The 15,215-nt window shown below is 73.8% G+C and carries 14 protein-coding genes; 10 read left to right on the top strand and 4 right to left on the bottom strand.

The window, feature by feature from the left end:
* The first annotated feature begins 230 nt into the window (after nt 1-230).
* Together M4J07_RS40820 and M4J07_RS40815 are read left to right on the top strand one after the other, a co-directional pair.
* Nucleotides 231-917, top strand: coding sequence for a hypothetical protein (locus M4J07_RS40820; protein ID WP_255980991.1), 687 nt, complete (start codon nt 231-233; stop codon nt 915-917).
* Nucleotides 809-1,594: a tetratricopeptide repeat protein gene (locus M4J07_RS40815; RefSeq protein WP_255980989.1), complete on the top strand. Its 786-nt coding sequence runs from the start codon at nt 809-811 to the stop codon at nt 1,592-1,594. Before M4J07_RS40820 ends, M4J07_RS40815 begins: the two co-directional genes overlap by 109 nt.
* A 51-nt stretch (nt 1,595-1,645) precedes the next feature.
* Here M4J07_RS40815 and M4J07_RS40810 read toward each other — a convergent pair whose 3' ends face one another.
* Nucleotides 1,646-2,920, bottom strand: coding sequence for a DUF1015 domain-containing protein (locus M4J07_RS40810; protein WP_255980987.1), 1,275 nt, complete (start codon nt 2,918-2,920; stop codon nt 1,646-1,648).
* Between the two features lie 72 nt (nt 2,921-2,992).
* Between M4J07_RS40810 and M4J07_RS40805 the strand changes: the two genes are divergently transcribed.
* Complete coding sequence (locus tag M4J07_RS40805) at nt 2,993-4,045, top strand: HAD hydrolase-like protein (RefSeq protein ID WP_255980985.1); 1,053 nt, start codon at nt 2,993-2,995, stop codon at nt 4,043-4,045.
* Nucleotides 4,046-4,138: 93 nt separating this feature from the next.
* Here the strand turns inward: M4J07_RS40805 and M4J07_RS40800 are convergent, their stop codons facing one another.
* A complete protein-coding gene (locus tag M4J07_RS40800) occupies nt 4,139-4,972 on the bottom strand; it encodes a siderophore-interacting protein (RefSeq protein WP_255980983.1) in 834 nt (277 codons plus the stop codon).
* A 76-nt stretch (nt 4,973-5,048) separates the two neighbouring features.
* Nucleotides 5,049-6,104 (bottom strand): ABC transporter substrate-binding protein, encoded by a 1,056-nt coding sequence (locus M4J07_RS40795; RefSeq protein ID WP_255980981.1) that lies wholly within the window; start codon nt 6,102-6,104, stop codon nt 5,049-5,051.
* Between the two features lie 75 nt (nt 6,105-6,179).
* Here M4J07_RS40795 and M4J07_RS40790 point away from each other — a divergent pair, with 75 nt between their 5' ends.
* From M4J07_RS40790 to M4J07_RS40780, 3 genes are read left to right on the top strand one after another with little or no spacing between them, the layout of a single operon-like run.
* Entirely contained in the window at nt 6,180-7,226 is a 1,047-nt protein-coding gene (locus tag M4J07_RS40790) for a FecCD family ABC transporter permease (protein ID WP_255980979.1), read from the top strand.
* Nucleotides 7,223-8,260, top strand: a complete 1,038-nt coding sequence (locus M4J07_RS40785; protein WP_255980977.1) for a FecCD family ABC transporter permease — start codon at nt 7,223-7,225, stop codon at nt 8,258-8,260. The genes M4J07_RS40790 and M4J07_RS40785 overlap by 4 nt, the downstream gene beginning before the upstream one ends.
* Complete coding sequence (locus M4J07_RS40780; protein ID WP_255980975.1) at nt 8,257-9,138, top strand: ABC transporter ATP-binding protein; 882 nt, start codon at nt 8,257-8,259, stop codon at nt 9,136-9,138. The genes M4J07_RS40785 and M4J07_RS40780 overlap by 4 nt, the downstream gene beginning before the upstream one ends.
* A gap of 4 nt (nt 9,139-9,142) precedes the next feature.
* Here the strand turns inward: M4J07_RS40780 and M4J07_RS40775 are convergent, their stop codons facing one another.
* Nucleotides 9,143-9,490 carry an SCP2 sterol-binding domain-containing protein gene (locus M4J07_RS40775; protein ID WP_255980973.1) on the bottom strand — a complete coding sequence of 116 codons (348 nt, stop codon included), beginning with the start codon at nt 9,488-9,490 and terminating at the stop codon, nt 9,143-9,145.
* Between the two features lie 42 nt (nt 9,491-9,532).
* On the opposite strand from M4J07_RS40775, the gene M4J07_RS40770 reads away from it, so the two are divergent.
* The 4 genes from M4J07_RS40770 to M4J07_RS40755 all read left to right on the top strand — a co-directional run bounded on the left by M4J07_RS40770 (nt 9,533) and on the right by M4J07_RS40755 (nt 15,209).
* Nucleotides 9,533-9,817 carry a hypothetical protein gene (locus tag M4J07_RS40770; protein ID WP_255980971.1) on the top strand — a complete coding sequence of 95 codons (285 nt, stop codon included), beginning with the start codon at nt 9,533-9,535 and terminating at the stop codon, nt 9,815-9,817.
* 45 nt (nt 9,818-9,862) lie between these two features.
* Nucleotides 9,863-10,678 (top strand): TlyA family RNA methyltransferase, encoded by an 816-nt coding sequence (locus tag M4J07_RS40765; protein WP_255980969.1) that lies wholly within the window; start codon nt 9,863-9,865, stop codon nt 10,676-10,678.
* Nucleotides 10,675-11,580 carry an NAD kinase gene (locus M4J07_RS40760; RefSeq protein WP_255980967.1) on the top strand — a complete coding sequence of 302 codons (906 nt, stop codon included), beginning with the start codon at nt 10,675-10,677 and terminating at the stop codon, nt 11,578-11,580. Before M4J07_RS40765 ends, M4J07_RS40760 begins: the two co-directional genes overlap by 4 nt.
* A gap of 89 nt (nt 11,581-11,669) precedes the next feature.
* Nucleotides 11,670-15,209: a hypothetical protein gene (locus M4J07_RS40755; protein WP_255980965.1), complete on the top strand. Its 3,540-nt coding sequence runs from the start codon at nt 11,670-11,672 to the stop codon at nt 15,207-15,209.
* Nucleotides 15,210-15,215 lie beyond the last annotated feature (6 nt).

Genomic DNA, 15,215 nt, shown 5'->3' with positions numbered 1-15,215 from the left:
TATTTTTGAAGAGGACCCTTGGTCCCGGCACACATGCTGGGGACCAAGGGTCCTTTTTGTATTTCCAGAGCTCTTCTCGGAGCGCGCCGGCACCCCGGCTGCGTGAGAATGACTGCGGTACCGAAGACAGGAGTCCCTGATGCCCACCAACGACGAGCGACCGGAGCGCGATCAGCGCCGTCGGGACAGTGGTGACCGTGGTGGGTACCGCGGTAACGACGGTCCGCGCCGTGACCGGCGTGATGACCGTCCGTCCTACGGCGATCGTGACCGGGATCGGGATCGTGGGCCGCGTCGTGACGGGGACCGTCCGCCGTTCCGTCGTGACGACCGTCGTGATGACAACCGTGGTGGTGGCGGTGGCTTCCGGCGCGACGACAACCGTGGTGGCGGCGGATACCGCGGCGGCGACCGTCGCGATGACAACCGTGGCGGTGGCTACCGCGGGCGCGATGACCGTCCGTCCTACGGCGACCGTGACCGTGACCGGGATCGTGGGCCGCGTCGCGATGGCGACCGTCCGCCGTTCCGTCGCGATGACCGCCGTGACGACCGGCGTGATGACAACCGTGGTGGTGGCGGTGGCTTCCGGCGCGACGACAACCGTGGTGGCGGCGGCGGGTACCGCGGCGGCGACCGTCGCGATGACAACCGTGGCGGTGGCGGTTACCGCGGGCGTGACGACCGTGGTGGGCGGCCCGGTGGGTTCCGTGGGCGGGACGACCGGCGGGATGACCGTCGGGACGACCGGCGCGGTGGCGGCCGGTTCCGGGACGAGCGGGAGCGGGACCGTGAGCCGATCAAGCGGCTGCCGATTCCCGAGGACGTCACCGGCTACGAGATCGACAAGGACGTACAGCAGGAGCTGCAGTCCCTGCCGAAGGGGCTTGCCGAGGACGTCGCCAAGAACCTGGTGATGGTGGCGCGGCTGATCGACGAGGACCCCGAGGGCGCCTACGGGTACTCGCGGGTCGCCCTGCGACTCGCGTCGCGCGTCGCCGCGGTGCGTGAGGCCGCCGGGTTCGCCGCGTACGCGAACCAGAAGTACAACGAGGCGCTCGCCGAGTTCCGTGCGGCACGGCGGATGACCGGCAACGTGGAGCTGTGGCCCGTCATGGCCGACTGCGAGCGTGGGCTCGGGCGGCCCGAGAAGGCGCTCGACATGGCCGGGGCGCCCGACGTGAACAAGCTCGACAAGGCCGGACAGGTCGAGATGCGGCTCGTCGCGGCCGGGGCACGGCGTGACATGGGCCAGCTGGACGCGGCCATCGTCACGCTGCAGAGCCCCGAGCTGGCGTCGAACTCGGTGCAGCCCTGGACCGCCCGACTGCGGTACGCGTACGCCGACGCCCTGCTCGCCGCCGGGCGTGAGGACGAGGCGCGCGAGTGGTTCGCCAAGGCCGTGGAGTCCGACAAGGACGGCAGCACGGACGCGTCCGACCGCCTCGCGGAGCTGGACGGCGTCGAGTTCGTCGACGCCTTCGACGACAGCGACGACGAGGGTGCCCCGGGTGCCGCCGGCCTCGACACCGAGGACGACGCGGACGACGCGGACGACGGAGATCGTGACGTCGAGGTGCGCGACGCCAAGTAGGGCGCGCGGCGTGTGGTGAGTGGCGGGCGGGTTCCCTCGGGGGCCCGCCCGTCAGTCGTCGGTGAGGGTGCGCAGGACCAGGCCCGTGGCGGGCTTGGGGCCGAACGACGTGGACTTGCGGGGCATCGTCACGCCCTGCCGGGCCAGTTCGCGGACGACTTCCTCGCGGACCGGGTGCATGAGGACCGCCGTGCCGCCGTCGCGGCGGGCCTTTTCGACCGTGGCCTCCGTGTCGTGGATGTACGCGATGTCGGCGGGGGAGTCCTCGGGGATGCCCCAGACATGGCCGAGCAGCGTGGAGTGCAGGACCGTCGCGTCCAGTGTGCGCCAGGCCTCGGGGCGGTCCGTCGGGATCGTTCGGCGCAGCAGGGCCGGGTCCGGGCGGTCGAGCAGGTGGTACGTGTCGTCCCTGCCGGTGAGCAGGAAGGCGTTGCTGTCGGCCGCCGCCCCCGCCAGGGCCCCCATCGCCTGCGGCAGCGGCCCGGGCACCTCCCGTACGCGGAAGTGGGCACGGGCCGTGGCCAGGGCCTGGTCGATGGAGAGGCGGTTCAGGAGGCGGTGGATGGCCCGGACCCGGAGGGGGTAGCGGGCCGTGTCGACCAGGAGGACCAGGCCGTAGTCCCAGGGCGTGGGGGAGGCGTGCTCCGTGCGCAGGCGCAGGTACGTCGCCCAGCGGTGGTGGCCGTCCGCGATCAGGGCCTGGTGCGCCGCCAGGTCGGTGTTGATCTGCTGCTGCTCCGCCGGGTCCGTGATCGACCAGAGGCGGTGGCTGTAGCCGTCCTCCGTGGTCGTGGCGAGGAGCGGGGGACGGTGGACCGCGCGCTCGATGACGGCGGTGGCGCCCGTCGCGCTGCCGTTGCCGCGGTATGTGAGGAGGAGCGGTTCGAGGTTCGCGGCCGCCGTGCGCATCAGGCCCGCGCGGTCCTCGACCACGTGCGGCATGACGTCCTCGTGCGGCAGCACCAGGCCCTCCGACGTGTCGGAGAGGCGGAGGGCGCCGATGAGTCCGCGCTGGAGCATGTCGCCGTTGCGCTGCTCGTACACGTAGAGGGCGGGCTCCGGGTCGGGAGCGAGGACGCCTTCGGCCAGCCAGCGGTCGAGCGTGGCGGCCGCCAGGTCGTTGCGCTCCTGCGGCTCGGTGGCCTGCGGCAGGATGAGGCGGACGATGTTGTGGGGGTCCGCGCTCTCCAGGTGCAGCAGGCCGTCCGGCCGGACCACGACGTCGTACGGGGGTGAGGTGACGGCGGCGAGGCTGCCGATGCGCTCGGGAACGTAGCGCACCCCGTGGAAGGGGCGCAGATCCAGGCCGTCACCTGCAGTGTTCATTCGTGCATCGTACGAGTGTCAGTGGCGTGGGGGATGATCGGGGGAGTGGGATCGAGTGAGGAGCGATGCGGAATGAGCCAGAGTGCGAGCGGTGCGGTCGGCGCCGGGATCCGGCTGCTGCCCGACGGGAGTGCGCGGGCGCTGAGCGAGGCGTACGACACGGCCCTGCTCGACCTGGACGGGGTGGTCTACGCGGGCGGGCGGGCCATCGCGCACGCCGTGGAGTCGCTGGCCGTGGCCCGGGACGGGGGCATGGGACTCGCGTACGTCACGAACAACGCGCTCCGGACGCCGGACGCCGTCGCCGAGCACCTGACCGAGCTCGGCATCCCCACCGAGGCGGCGGACGTCATCACGTCCGCGCAGGCGGTCGCCCGGCTCATCAGTGAGCAAGTGCCGGACGGCGCGCGGGTGTTGGTGATCGGCGGGGAAGGGCTGCGGGTCGCTCTGCGGGAGCGCGGGCTGGTGCCCGTGGACTCCGCAGACGAGGAGCCGGTGGCCGTCGTGCAGGGGTACGGCGGGCCGGACATGGCGTGGGGGCGGTTCGCCGAGGCGTGTTACGCCATCGCGCGCGGGGTGCCGTGGTTCGCGTCCAACACCGACCTGACGATCCCGAGCGCGCGGGGCATCGCGCCGGGGAACGGGGCGGCGGTGGAGGTCGTCCGGATCGCGACGGGGGCCGAGCCGCAGATCGCGGGGAAGCCGTTGCCACCGATGCACCGGGAGACCATCCTGCGGACCGGGGCGAAGACGCCGCTGGTGGTGGGCGACCGCCTGGACACGGACATCGAGGGCGCGTTCAACGGGGGCGTGGACTCGCTGCTCGTGCTGACCGGGGTGACCGACGGCGCGCAGCTGCTGGCCGCGCCGCCGCAGCACCGGCCGACGTACGTCGACCGCGACCTTCGGGGGATGCTCACCGGGCAGCCCGAGGTCGTCGCGGACGGGGACGGTTTCCGGTGCGGCGGATGGACCGCCGTGGCGGGGGACGGGCAGCTGGAGATCGAGGGGGACGGGGATGCGATCGACGGGCTGAGGGCTTTGTGCGGGGCGGCGTGGAGCGTCGCGGAGGGCGGGGCGTGTGAGCTGGATCCGGTGAAGGCGCTGGCTCGGTTGGGGCTGTAGGCGGCGGGCCGGGCCGGCCCCTGTCAGCGGGCGCGCAGTTTCGCGTGCCTCTGACCTCGCCGCCCCGCCCCGGTCACTTCCGCACGCCTCGTCCTACGCGTCCTCGTTCGTCGCCAGGAGGTTGTCCTCCGATGCGCCCCTGCGCCAGTAGCCGGAGAAGTTGACGCGTTTGCGGTCGACGGCGCGGTCGCGCACCAAGTGGCGGCGGATGGTCTTGACCGTGGAGGATTCGCCCGCCACCCAGGCGTACGGCGTGCCCTCGGGGAGCGCGGTGGCCGCGCGGATGGCGTCGGGGGTGGTGCCGGAAGCCGTGAGCCAGACGATCTCGGTGTCCGTGCCGATCGGCAGCTCCTGCTGGTCCGCCGCGTCGGGCACCTCGATCCACGCGCGGACCGGCACGTTCGGCGACAGATGGGCCAGGACGGCCGCGACCGCGGGAAGGGCCGAGGCGTCCGCGGCCAGCAGGACCCAGTCGGTGTCGGCGGGCGGGCGGAACTCGTACGCGACGTTCTCCGTGACGACCGGCGCCAGCACGCCGACCCGGTCGCCGGGCGCGGCGCGCAGGGCCCAGCGGGAGGCCGGGCCCTCGTCGCCGTGCACCGCGAAGTCGACCGTCAGCTCGGCCGGTGCGGTGCGCAGGTCCCGGATCGTGTAGGTGCGCATGACGCCGCGGGTGGCCGGGTCGAGGGCCTGCCACGCCGGGTACCAGGTGCCGTCGCTGTTGTCGGGGAGGTGCGGGGCGTCCTGGCCGGGGGCCGGCAGGAACAGTTTGATGCGCTGGTCGCGGCCGGCCGACCGCATTCGGGACAGGTCGTCGCCGCCGAAGTCCACGCGCACCATGTTCGGGGTGAGGTGCCGGGCGCGTACGACGTGGAGGTCGAAGAGGTCGAAGGGCGGGGCGTCCGCCGGGGCTGCCGTGTTCGTCATGCGGGGATCCTTCGGGCGCGGGGTGTGGCGGTGGCGAGGCGTTCCGGAAGTGGCGCGGTGCGCGGCCGGGCGGCCGTCATGCGAGGCTCTTCGCCGTGTCGAGGGAGTCCGCGAGCCGCTCGACGAGCGGTGCGTATCCGGCGTGGCTGAACTGGGCCTCGTTGGACCAGGACGTGACCTGACCGGCGCGGACCGCGGGCAGTTTCGCCCAGGTCGGCTTGGTCCTCTTCAGGTCGGCGGGCTGCAGGTTGCCGGTCCTGCGGTCGACGAGGATCAGGTCGGCGCGGTACTTGTCGGCGTTCTCCCAGCCGACTTCCTGGAAGAAGCCGTCCTTGCCCGTCGAGTCCGGGGTCACGAACTCGACGCCGAGCTCGCGGTAGTGGCGCAGATCGGTGAAGTCGGCGGGGTTGCCGACGTACAGGAGGTCGGGCGTCGCGGAGACCGCCATGACCTTCAGGCCGCGGCGGGCGCGGGCCGCGCGGCGCAGCTTCTCCGACGCCTCCTCGAAGCGCTTCTTCGCCGCCTTCACCTCGGCCGCCTCCAGGTCGGCGCCGAGCGCCCCGGCCAGTTCGGAGAAGCGGCCGATGGCCTGCGTGAGGGACGTCCTGCCGGTGAGGATGCCGACGGTCGGAGCGACGGCCGCGATCTTCTCGGCGGACTCCTCGGGGACGTACCAGAGCGTCGGCGAGACGTTCATCGTCGTGACGAGCAGGTCGGGCTTCAGGGCCGCGTACTTCTCGACGTTGAACCGGCCCCACTCGTTGCCGAGCACGGTCACTTTGTCGACATCGATGTCGGCGGCCTGGACGTCCGGCTCACCGTTCTTCAGCTTCGTCGGGCCGAAGACTCCGGTGCACTCGACGCCCAGGTCGTGCAGGGCCGCGGCCGCCCCGATGTACGCGACGATCCGGCGCGGGGTGTCCTTGGTCCTGGCCGTCGTGCCCCGGTCGTCCTGGAAGCTCCACCCTGGGTAGTCCGGATCGGTGGCGGCGGGTTTGTCGTCGCCGCAGGCGGTGAGCAGAGCACCGAGGCCGAGCGCCCCGCCGGCCGCGAGCAGGGTGCGGCGGGTGGGTGCGGGCCCGAAGGGCGTGGAGGACGTAAGGGGAGCTGCGGACGAAGGGGCGGAGGGCATGGAGATGCTTCTCTCGGCACGTGAATGTGGTCCAGCCGGATGTGGCCGAATTGGAGGGTAGGCTAACCTAACCTCGTGTTGGTCGACAGTCCCCCAGAAACGAGCGCGGCACCTGCTCCCGCGCCCCCCGGCCGTCGTGCGGCGATACGCACGGCCGGACTCCTCGTGTCGGTCCTCGTGCTGCTGGCGGTCGCGGTGGCCAGCATCGCCATCGGGGCGAAACCGCTCTCCCTGGACCAGGTCTGGCACGGCCTCTTCGACGACACCGGCCGGTACGCCGACATCGTCGTGGGCGAGCGCGTGTCCCGGACGCTGCTCGGGCTGCTGGCCGGCCTCGCGCTCGGCCTCGCCGGCGCGGTCCTCCAGGCGCTGACCCGCAACCCGCTGGCCGACCCCGGCATCCTCGGCATCAACATGGGCGCGTCCGCCGCCGTCGTGACCGCCATCAGCTTCTTCGGGGTGACCTCGCTCAGCGGCTACGTGTGGTTCGCCTTCTTCGGCTCCGCCGCGGTGGGGGTGCTCGTCTACGTCCTCGGCGGTACGCGCAGCGCGACGCCGGTACGGCTCGCCCTCGCCGGTACGGCCATCACGGCCGCCCTGTCCGGCTATCTCTACGCGGTGATGATCACCGACGACGTCGCGCTCAACCGGATGCGGTTCTGGCAGGTCGGCTCGCTGGCCTCGGCCAAGATGGACACGATCCAGCAGGTGCTGCCGTTCATCGCCGTCGGCACGCTCCTCGCGCTCGGTCTGGCCCGGCCGCTCAACGCGATGGCCATGGGCGACGACACCGCCCGCGCGCTCGGCGCCCACCTCGGCCGCACCCGCGCCCTGAGCATGGCCGCCGCGACGCTGCTGTGCGGCGCGGCCACCGCCGCCTGCGGGCCCATCGTCTTCGTCGGCCTGATGGTGCCGCACATCGTGCGCTCGTTCACCGGGCCCGACATGCGCTGGATCCTGCCGTACGCGGCGGTCCTCTCGCCGGTCCTGCTGCTCGGCGCCGACGTGGTGGGCCGGATCGTGGCCCGCCCGGCCGAGCTCCAGGTCGGCATCGTCACCGCCGTCATCGGCGCGCCGGTCTTCATCCTTCTCGTACGACGCCGGAGGCTGGCCCAGCTGTGAAGACCACCAAGGCGATACGCACCCCGGGCGGCCTCTCCGTCCGGCTCGACCTGCGCGCGGCCGTCGTCGTGGCGGCCCTGGTCGTCGTCACGCTCGCGGCGGGCGTCGTCCTCATCGGCACCGGCGACTTCCCCATCCCGGCCCTCGACGTCCTGCGCACCCTGGCCGGACAGGGCGACGCCGGGCAGGAGTTCATCATCAACGACCTGCGCCTGCCGCGGGTCCTCGTCGGCCTCCTGGTCGGCGGCGCGCTCGGCCTGTCCGGTGCGCTCTTCCAGTCCATCTCCCGCAATCCGCTGGGCAGCCCGGACGTGCTCGGCATCGGCCAGGGCTCCACGGCCGGCGCGCTCGTGATGATCGTGATCTTCGGCGGCAGCGCCACGCAGGTCGCCCTCGGCGCACTGGTCGGTGGACTCGCCACCGGACTCGCGATCTACCTCCTCGCGTGGAAGCGGGGCGTGCACGGCTACCGGCTCGTCCTCGTCGGCATCGGCGTCTCCGCGTTCGTCACCGCGATCAACGGCTATCTGCTCACCAAGGCCGACTTCGTGGACGCCGCCCGCGCCACCGTGTGGATGACCGGCTCGCTCAACGGCCGCGGCTGGGAGCAGGTGTGGCCGCTGCTGATCCTTTTCGCGATCCTCGTCCCGGTCGTCGCCGCGTACGGACGTCCGCTGCGCATGCTGGAGATGGGCGACGACGCGGCCGGCGGCCTCGGCATCCGCGTCGAGCGGACCCGCCTCCTGCTGCTCACCGTCTCCGTCTTCCTGACCTCCGCCGCCACCGCCGCGGCCGGACCGGTCGTCTTCGTGGCGCTCACCGCCCCGCAGATCGCCCGGCGCCTGACCCGGTCGCCCGGACCGAACCTGATGGCCGCCACCTGGCTCGGCGCCACTCTGCTGATCGTCGCCGACCTGGTGTCGCAGCGGGCGTTCGGCGCGGACCAGCTGCCGGTCGGTGTCGTCACCGGCGTGGTCGGCGGCGTCTATCTGCTGTGGCTGCTCGTCACCGAGCGCAAGGCGGGCCGGATATGACCGCCCCCCGGGCCCGTAAGCCCGAAGACCTTCGTACGAACCAGAGGAGCACCGCTGTGAACAGGCTGATGGCCGATGACGTGACCCTCGGCTACGACCAGCGGGTCATCGCCGAGAAGCTGTCGGTGGAGATCCCCGACAACTCCTTCACGGTGATCGTCGGGCCGAACGCCTGCGGCAAGTCCACGCTCCTGCGCGCCCTGTCGCGCATGCTGAAGCCGAGCGCGGGCCGGGTGCTGCTGGACGGCAGCGTCATCCAGTCGATGCCCGCGAAGAAGGTCGCCAAGACGCTCGGTCTGCTGCCCCAGTCGTCGGTCGCGCCCGACGGCATCACCGTCGGTGACCTCGTCGCCCGCGGCCGCTACCCGCACCAGGGCCTGCTGCGCCAGTGGTCGCCCGAGGACGAGCGGGTCGTACGCGAATCCATGGAGTCCACCGGTGTCGCCGAGCTCGCCGACCGGTACGTCGACGAGCTCTCCGGCGGCCAGCGCCAGCGCGTCTGGATCGCCATGGCGCTCGCCCAGCAGACGCCGCTGCTGCTGCTCGACGAGCCGACGACCTACCTCGACATCCAGCACCAGATCGACGTCCTGGACCTCTGCGCCGAACTGCACGAGGAGCAGGGCCGCACGCTCGTAGCCGTCCTGCACGACCTGAATCACGCGGCCCGCTACGCGACGCACCTCATCGCGCTGCGCGAGGGCGAGATCATCGCCGAGGGGGCCCCGAAGGACATCGTGACCGCCGACCTCGTCGAGCGGCTCTTCGGGATGAAGTGCCAGGTCATCGACGATCCGGAGACCGGTACTCCGCTGGTGGTGCCCGCTGCGAGGAAGGCCCGCAAGGCCGCGCCGGAGGTCGCTTCAGCAGCGTCCTGAGGCGCTAGAGCAGCGTCCTGAGGCGCAGCAGGTCGCGGAACGACGCCTCCAGCTTCACCCGGCCCGACGCCCAGGCCTTCGCGAAGTTCAGCCGCCCGTCCACCATCGCCACCAGGTCGTCACCGGTCATCGCGAGACGGATCTGCGCCTTCTCGGCGGGCGGCCCCTGCCGGGTGTCGAGCACCTCGATCCGGCCGTCCTTGAGGCGGCCGGAGAACGTCACGTCGAGGTCCGTGATGCGGCAGCTCAGCGAGCGGTCGAGCGCGGTCGCGGCGCGGACGTCCCCGTCGGCGCCCGCCATGTTGTCCGAGAGTGTGTCGAGTGCCGTCCGGCACTCCTCGATCGTGGCCATCGTGATCGACGGTACACCGGCGCTTCGGGGTAGCGTCTGGGCATGAGCGACTCTCTCCCGGAGCCCGGGCCGGCCGCGGTTCCCGAGGAACCGTCGTACGAGCCCGCGGCCCCCGCCCCCCTCGGTGTCGAGCGCACCCCCACGGGCAACGCCGAGGTGGACGCGCAGCTGGAGCGGCTCGGCGATGTGGACCACCTCGCGGCGGACGGCCACGTCGAGGTGTACGAGGATGTACATCAGGGCCTGCGTGGCGCGCTGACCGCGCTCGACGCACGACCCCAGCCGACACCCTCGTACGCCCTCCCGTCGCCCGACCACCGCCCCTGAACGAGGCCCTTCGGGCCGACCCCTTGGAATGGAGCTGAACCGACCGTGGCAGGTGTGGCACGTCGCCGCCTCGACGCCGAACTCGTCAACCGCAAGCTGGCCCGCTCGCGCGAGCACGCCAGCCAGCTGATCGCCGCGGGCCGGGTCAGCGTGGGCAAGATCGTCGCGACGAAGCCCGCGACGCAGGTGGACACGGGGGTGTCGATCATCGTCGCGGCGGACGACAGCGTCCCCGACTACGTCTCGCGCGGCGGGCACAAGCTCGCGGGCGCGCTGGCCGCGTTCGTCCCGCAGGGGCTCGTGGTCGAGGGGCGCCGGGCGCTGGACGCCGGGGCGTCCACCGGCGGGTTCACCGACGTGCTGTTGCGGGCCGGCGTCGCGCACGTCGTCGCCGTCGACGTCGGGTACGGGCAACTCGCCTGGTCGCTGCAGAGCGATGAACGCGTCACCGTCAAGGACCGTACGAACGTACGCGAGTTGACGCTGGAGGCGATCGATGACGTACCCGTGGACATCGTGGTGGGGGACCTGTCCTTCATCCCGCTCGGCCTGGTGCTGCCCGCCCTGGCCCGGTGCGCCGCGCCGGACGCGGACCTCGTGCTGATGGTCAAGCCGCAGTTCGAGGTCGGCAAGGAGCGGCTCGGCAGCGGGGGCGTCGTCCGGAGCACGCAGCTGCGGGCCGAAGCCGTACGGGGGGTCGCCGCGCAGGCGTGGAAGCTCGGGCTCGGGGTGCGCGGAGTGACCGCCAGCCCGCTGCCCGGACCCTCCGGGAACGTCGAGTACTTTCTGTGGCTGCGTGCCGGGGCGCCCGAACTCGACCCGGCCGACGTCGATCGTGCAGTGGCGGAGGGGCCGCGTTGACACAGACCCGAGCTCGTACTGTTTTCCTGCTCGCGCACACCGGCCGGCCCGCGGCCATCCGGAGCGCCGAGCTGGTCGTCCAAGGACTGCTGAAGAGCGGTCTCGGCGTGCGGGTGCTGGAGTCCGAGGCCTCCGACCTGCCGCTGCCGGACACCGTGGAACTCGTGAAGGAGGCCACGCCGGCCTGCCTCGACGGGTGCGAGCTGCTGATCGTGCTGGGCGGGGACGGGACGCTGCTGCGCGGCGCCGAGTTCGCCCGGGCCTCCGGAGTGCCGATGCTCGGCGTGAACCTGGGGCGCGTCGGGTTCCTCGCCGAGGCCGAGCGCGACGATCTCGACAAGGTCGTCGACCGGGTCGTCACCAAGGAGTACGAGGTCGAGGAGCGCATGACGATCGACGTCGTCGTGCACCGCAACGGCGACGTCGTGCACCGGGACTGGGCGCTCAACGAGGCGGCCGTGCAGAAGACCGAACCCGAGCGGATGCTCGAGGTCGTCCTGGAGATCGACGGCCGGCCGGTCACCGGGTTCGGCTGCGACGGGATCGTGTGCGCGACGCCGACCGGATCGACCGCGTACGCGTTCTCGGCCGGCGGGCCCGTGGTGTGGCCCGAGGTGGAGGCGCTGCTGATGGTGCCGATCAGCGCCCACGCGCTCTTCGCCAAACCCCTTGTCACCTCGCCCGATTCGGTGCTCGCCGTCGAGGTGCAGCAGCACACGCCGCACGGGGTGCTGTGGTGCGACGGGCGGCGGACGGTCGAACTGCCCGCCGGGGCGCGGGTGGAGGTGCGCCGCGGCGCGGTGCCGGTGCGGCTCGCCCGGCTGCACCACGCGGTGTTCACCGACCGGCTCGTCGCCAAGTTCGCGCTGCCCGTGGCCGGGTGGCGGGGGGCGCCGCACTAGTCCCCGTACAGGGGCGGCACGGGCAGGCTGTGGGCGGGCGGCACGGGTGCCGGGCCCGGTTGTCAGTGCCCGTCCCTAGCATGATGACCATGACTGAGACGCAGGTGGGGGCGGCCGGACGGCTGCTGCGCGGCATTCTGGACCCGGCCGGGGGCGGTGGGCCCGGGTCCGCCCGTGACACAGCCGACGCGCAGGTGCCGGACGGGGAGAGCGCCGCCCGGCACGCGGTGCTGCGGACGCGGCCCGCGCGCGGCGTCGCGGCCAAGGTCGCCGCCGTGGGCGGAGTCGACCGGGCGGCGGCGCTCCTGCTGCGGGAGTTGACCGGGCGTCACCTGGGCGGCGACCCGGCGCGCTGGCGCGGACTGTACGACGCGCTCGCCGAGCGGCGCGAGGGCCTGCCCGAACTGCTCGCGCTGGAGCCGGCCCCCGAGCGGCAGGGGCAGGTCCAGGAGCTGCGCAGGCCCGCACCGCGCAGCGTCCACACGACTCTCGGTCTGCTCCTCCAGCACGCCGAACCCGAGCACGCCGCCGCCGCGCTCGCCGTCCTGCCCGAGCGGGCGACGGCGGAGCTGCTCGCCGGCGGCGCCCCGCCCGCCCCGGCCCTCGTCACCGCGGTCGTCGAGCACGGCGACACCCGCTGCCGCGCCGCCCTGGCCCGCCATCCCCGGCTCGACGCACGGGACTTGGCCCGCCTCCTCCTCGTCGGCGACGGACAGGTGGCCGCCGCCGTCTACCGCAACCAGCGGGCCACCCCGTCCCTGCGCCGGACCGTGGTCGACCGGTTCGACGCCGTCCCGCTGGACGACACGCTCCGCGCGGAACTGACGGCACCGCACGCCGACGTGCCGCGCACCTGGGCCGTACCGCTGCTCGGCTCCGGCGATCCCTCCCTGGTGGTGCTCGCGCTGCGCTGGGGCGTCCGCCAGGTCGCCCAGCAGTACGCGCTGGTGAGGGTCTGGGAGCGGGCCGGGGCCGACGCGGTGCGGGTGCTGCTCGACGACCCCCGGGTGCGGCCGTGGCTGGGCCGGGAGGTCGTCGCCACGGTGACCGAGGCCCTCTCCGCGGCGGACACCGATACCGATGCTGATGTTGGTGCCTCGAGCCGTCTGCGTGAGCGGTGCGAGCCGTACGAGGATCCCGCGCGCCTGCCCGAACTGCTGGCCACCACCCGCGGCACCAGCACCCTGCGCGACCTGCTCTCCGAGCCGTACGTCCACGACCTCGACGCCCTGGCCGCCGCGCACGCCGCGACCCCGTTCATGCCCAAGGCCTGCGAGGAGCTGGCCCGCCACGAAGCGGCGAGCGACGACCAGCGCCTGGCGTTCCGGCTCAGCGTCCTCAACGAGCCGTGGCGGGCCGGCGGGCGCCGCGCGGGGAACGTCACGCTGCCCGCGCAGCGCCTCGCCCGGGAGGAGCTCGACGACAGCGCCGCGCGCTGGGCGGACGGCATGGCGGGCGCCGGACTGCTCGACCCCGCCGAGCTGGTCGGCGCGGCCCGGCCCGCGGCCCACGCCCTGACCGCGCTCGCCGGGCTCGCCGAGCGGGGCCTGCTGGGCGGGGCGGCCGTCGCCGAACTGCGCGAGCTGACCTCCACGCACCTCGGTGACCGGGCGGCGGCGTGGGCCGCGCTCGATGCGCTGCTGGACGAACACCGGGGGACGGTGCGGGAGTTGATCGTCGCCGCGGGCCGGGCCCCGGACGGGCCCGGCGCCACGACCGCGCCGGAGCGGGCCGGGACCGCAGCGGCGCCCGCCCGGCCGCCGCTGAACCACCGCGACCGGTCCGTCGCCCTGGCCGCCCTCGACCTGCTGTACTCCCTGGCCCCCGCCGACGCGCCACCGCCCGACGACCCGGAGGTGCTGCGCGCGCTGGCCGCGTACGAGGGCAGCGACGCGCCGGGGCTCGCCACCCCGCAGTGGTTCATCGACGCCTGCCGGGCCCATGACGTCGACCCGTCCGACGACGGGCGCCCGTACGCCGCGCCCAGCCTCGCGGACGTGCTGGCGCGCCCTCCGGCTTCGTACGGGTCCGGCGCCCGGCTCACCGAATGCGCCTACGAACAGGGCATCCTGCCCGCCGAGGAACTGCTCACCCTGCTGCCCGCGCACCGCCTGCTCCAGTTCCCGCACGACTGGGGGCGCCTCGCGTTCGGCCACGCCTGGCGGGCCGCGCTCGCCCGCCGCCTGCGCGCCGGCCTCGGGACCGACCCGGACGCGTGGCTGCGCCTCGCGGCGACGGTCAGCGCGGCCGCGGCGGCGGAACGGGAGCTGACCTGGGCGCAGTTGATCCCCCTCGCCGAGTGTGCGGTGCCCGTGCCGGACCACGATCCCCTCGCCGCCGCCCGCCCGGGCACGCCCGACGCGGCGGTCAAGCTCCTCGAGCACGGCGACCACCTGTGGTCCTGGCCGGAAGGCACCCTGCTGTGCCTGGCCGACGCGGAGGTCGTCGACGCCGTGCTGCCCCGGCTCGGCCCCGACGGCCCCTGGCTCCTCGCCGCGTACCTGCTGCGCTACGACCGCACCCCGTCCCACGTCCTCGACCGGCTGCTCGCCGATCGCGATCCCGACGCGCTGCGCGTCCTCGCCGAGCAGTCCCGGTGGCTGAGGAGGAGCGGATCGCCGGACCGGCTCGTCGACCTGGACGATCCCGACGTCGACCTCGCGCTGCTGCGGCACTGGAACCCCCGGGCCGTCGTCCGGCGGATCGTGGCCCGGTCCCGTCCCGGCGGTGCGGGGCCTTCGCTGGGGGCCCGGGTGCTGGCCGACTGGCGGGCGAGCGGCTCCGCGCTCCCGGCCGGTGGCCTCGGCTGGCTCTGCTCGGCCGAGCCCGACCTCGTGGCGGAGATCCTCGTCAGGGACGGCGCGGGTCTGCCCCTGGCGCATCAACTCCTCGGCTGCCTCAGCCTGTTCGAGCACGGCGGCGCCGAGCGGCTCGCCGCCGTCGCGGGCCGGGACGTACTGGGGCGGACCGCCACCACGGTGTGCGCCAAGGCCCTGGCGTCCGCCGACCCGGCCGCGGTGATCCGGGCCCGCCTCGACCGCGAGCTCGCCCCCGAGAAGCTGGTCAAGAAGCTGCGCCGGGCGTCGCACGCGGCCGATGCCCGCCACGTCGTCGCGTCGCTCCCGCCGGGTGTGACCGTGGACTGGCCCGCCGTCGAAGCGGCCCACGCGGCGGACCCGATCCCGTACTGGTCCGACGTGGTCCGCCTGGACGAGACCCCCGAGGACGTGCGGCTACGGCACGCCGCACTGCTGCCCGAGCCGGGCCCCGACGGGCTGCCGGGGCGGGCGGCGCTCACGCGGGAGCGGGCCCGGTACGGCCTCGCCGGTCACTTTCACTGCGCGCCCGCCACCCAGGTGGACGGACTGCTCGCCGCGGATCTGCTGGCCGGGGCGGACCTGCTGCACCTCGCGGCCCCGGCCGGCCGGCTGCTCGCCTACCTCGGCGGCGCCGCCCGCCGCACCGACGCGCCGCCCGGGGCCGCCGCTGCCCGGGCTGAGCTGGCGGGCCTCGTCCGGTCCCGGCTCGGCACCGACCCGGCGGCCTGGACCCGGGTGGCCGGGCGGCTGACCGGCGTCGACCCCGGGTGGGAGCCCATGACGACGGTGGCGGCGCTGCTGGACGGCTGAGCCCGG

Source organism: Streptomyces longispororuber (assembly GCF_024448165.1).
Classification (GTDB): Bacteria; Actinomycetota; Actinomycetes; order Streptomycetales; family Streptomycetaceae; genus Streptomyces; species Streptomyces longispororuber_A.
This window is presented reverse-complemented; position numbering and strand designations above follow the sequence as displayed.

Coding starts and splice junctions, on each gene's coding strand:
- M4J07_RS40780 (WP_255980975.1), top strand. CDS start 8,257: ATGACCGCCCCCCGGGCCCGTAAGCCCGAAGACCTTCGTACGAACCAG.
- M4J07_RS40800 (WP_255980983.1), bottom strand. CDS start 4,972: ATGACGAACACGGCAGCCCCGGCGGACGCCCCGCCCTTCGACCTCTTC.
- M4J07_RS40795 (WP_255980981.1), bottom strand. CDS start 6,104: ATGCCCTCCGCCCCTTCGTCCGCAGCTCCCCTTACGTCCTCCACGCCC.
- M4J07_RS40755 (WP_255980965.1), top strand. CDS start 11,670: ATGACTGAGACGCAGGTGGGGGCGGCCGGACGGCTGCTGCGCGGCATT.
- M4J07_RS40810 (WP_255980987.1), bottom strand. CDS start 2,920: ATGAACACTGCAGGTGACGGCCTGGATCTGCGCCCCTTCCACGGGGTG.
- M4J07_RS40770 (WP_255980971.1), top strand. CDS start 9,533: ATGAGCGACTCTCTCCCGGAGCCCGGGCCGGCCGCGGTTCCCGAGGAA.
- M4J07_RS40775 (WP_255980973.1), bottom strand. CDS start 9,490: ATGGCCACGATCGAGGAGTGCCGGACGGCACTCGACACACTCTCGGAC.
- M4J07_RS40805 (WP_255980985.1), top strand. CDS start 2,993: ATGAGCCAGAGTGCGAGCGGTGCGGTCGGCGCCGGGATCCGGCTGCTG.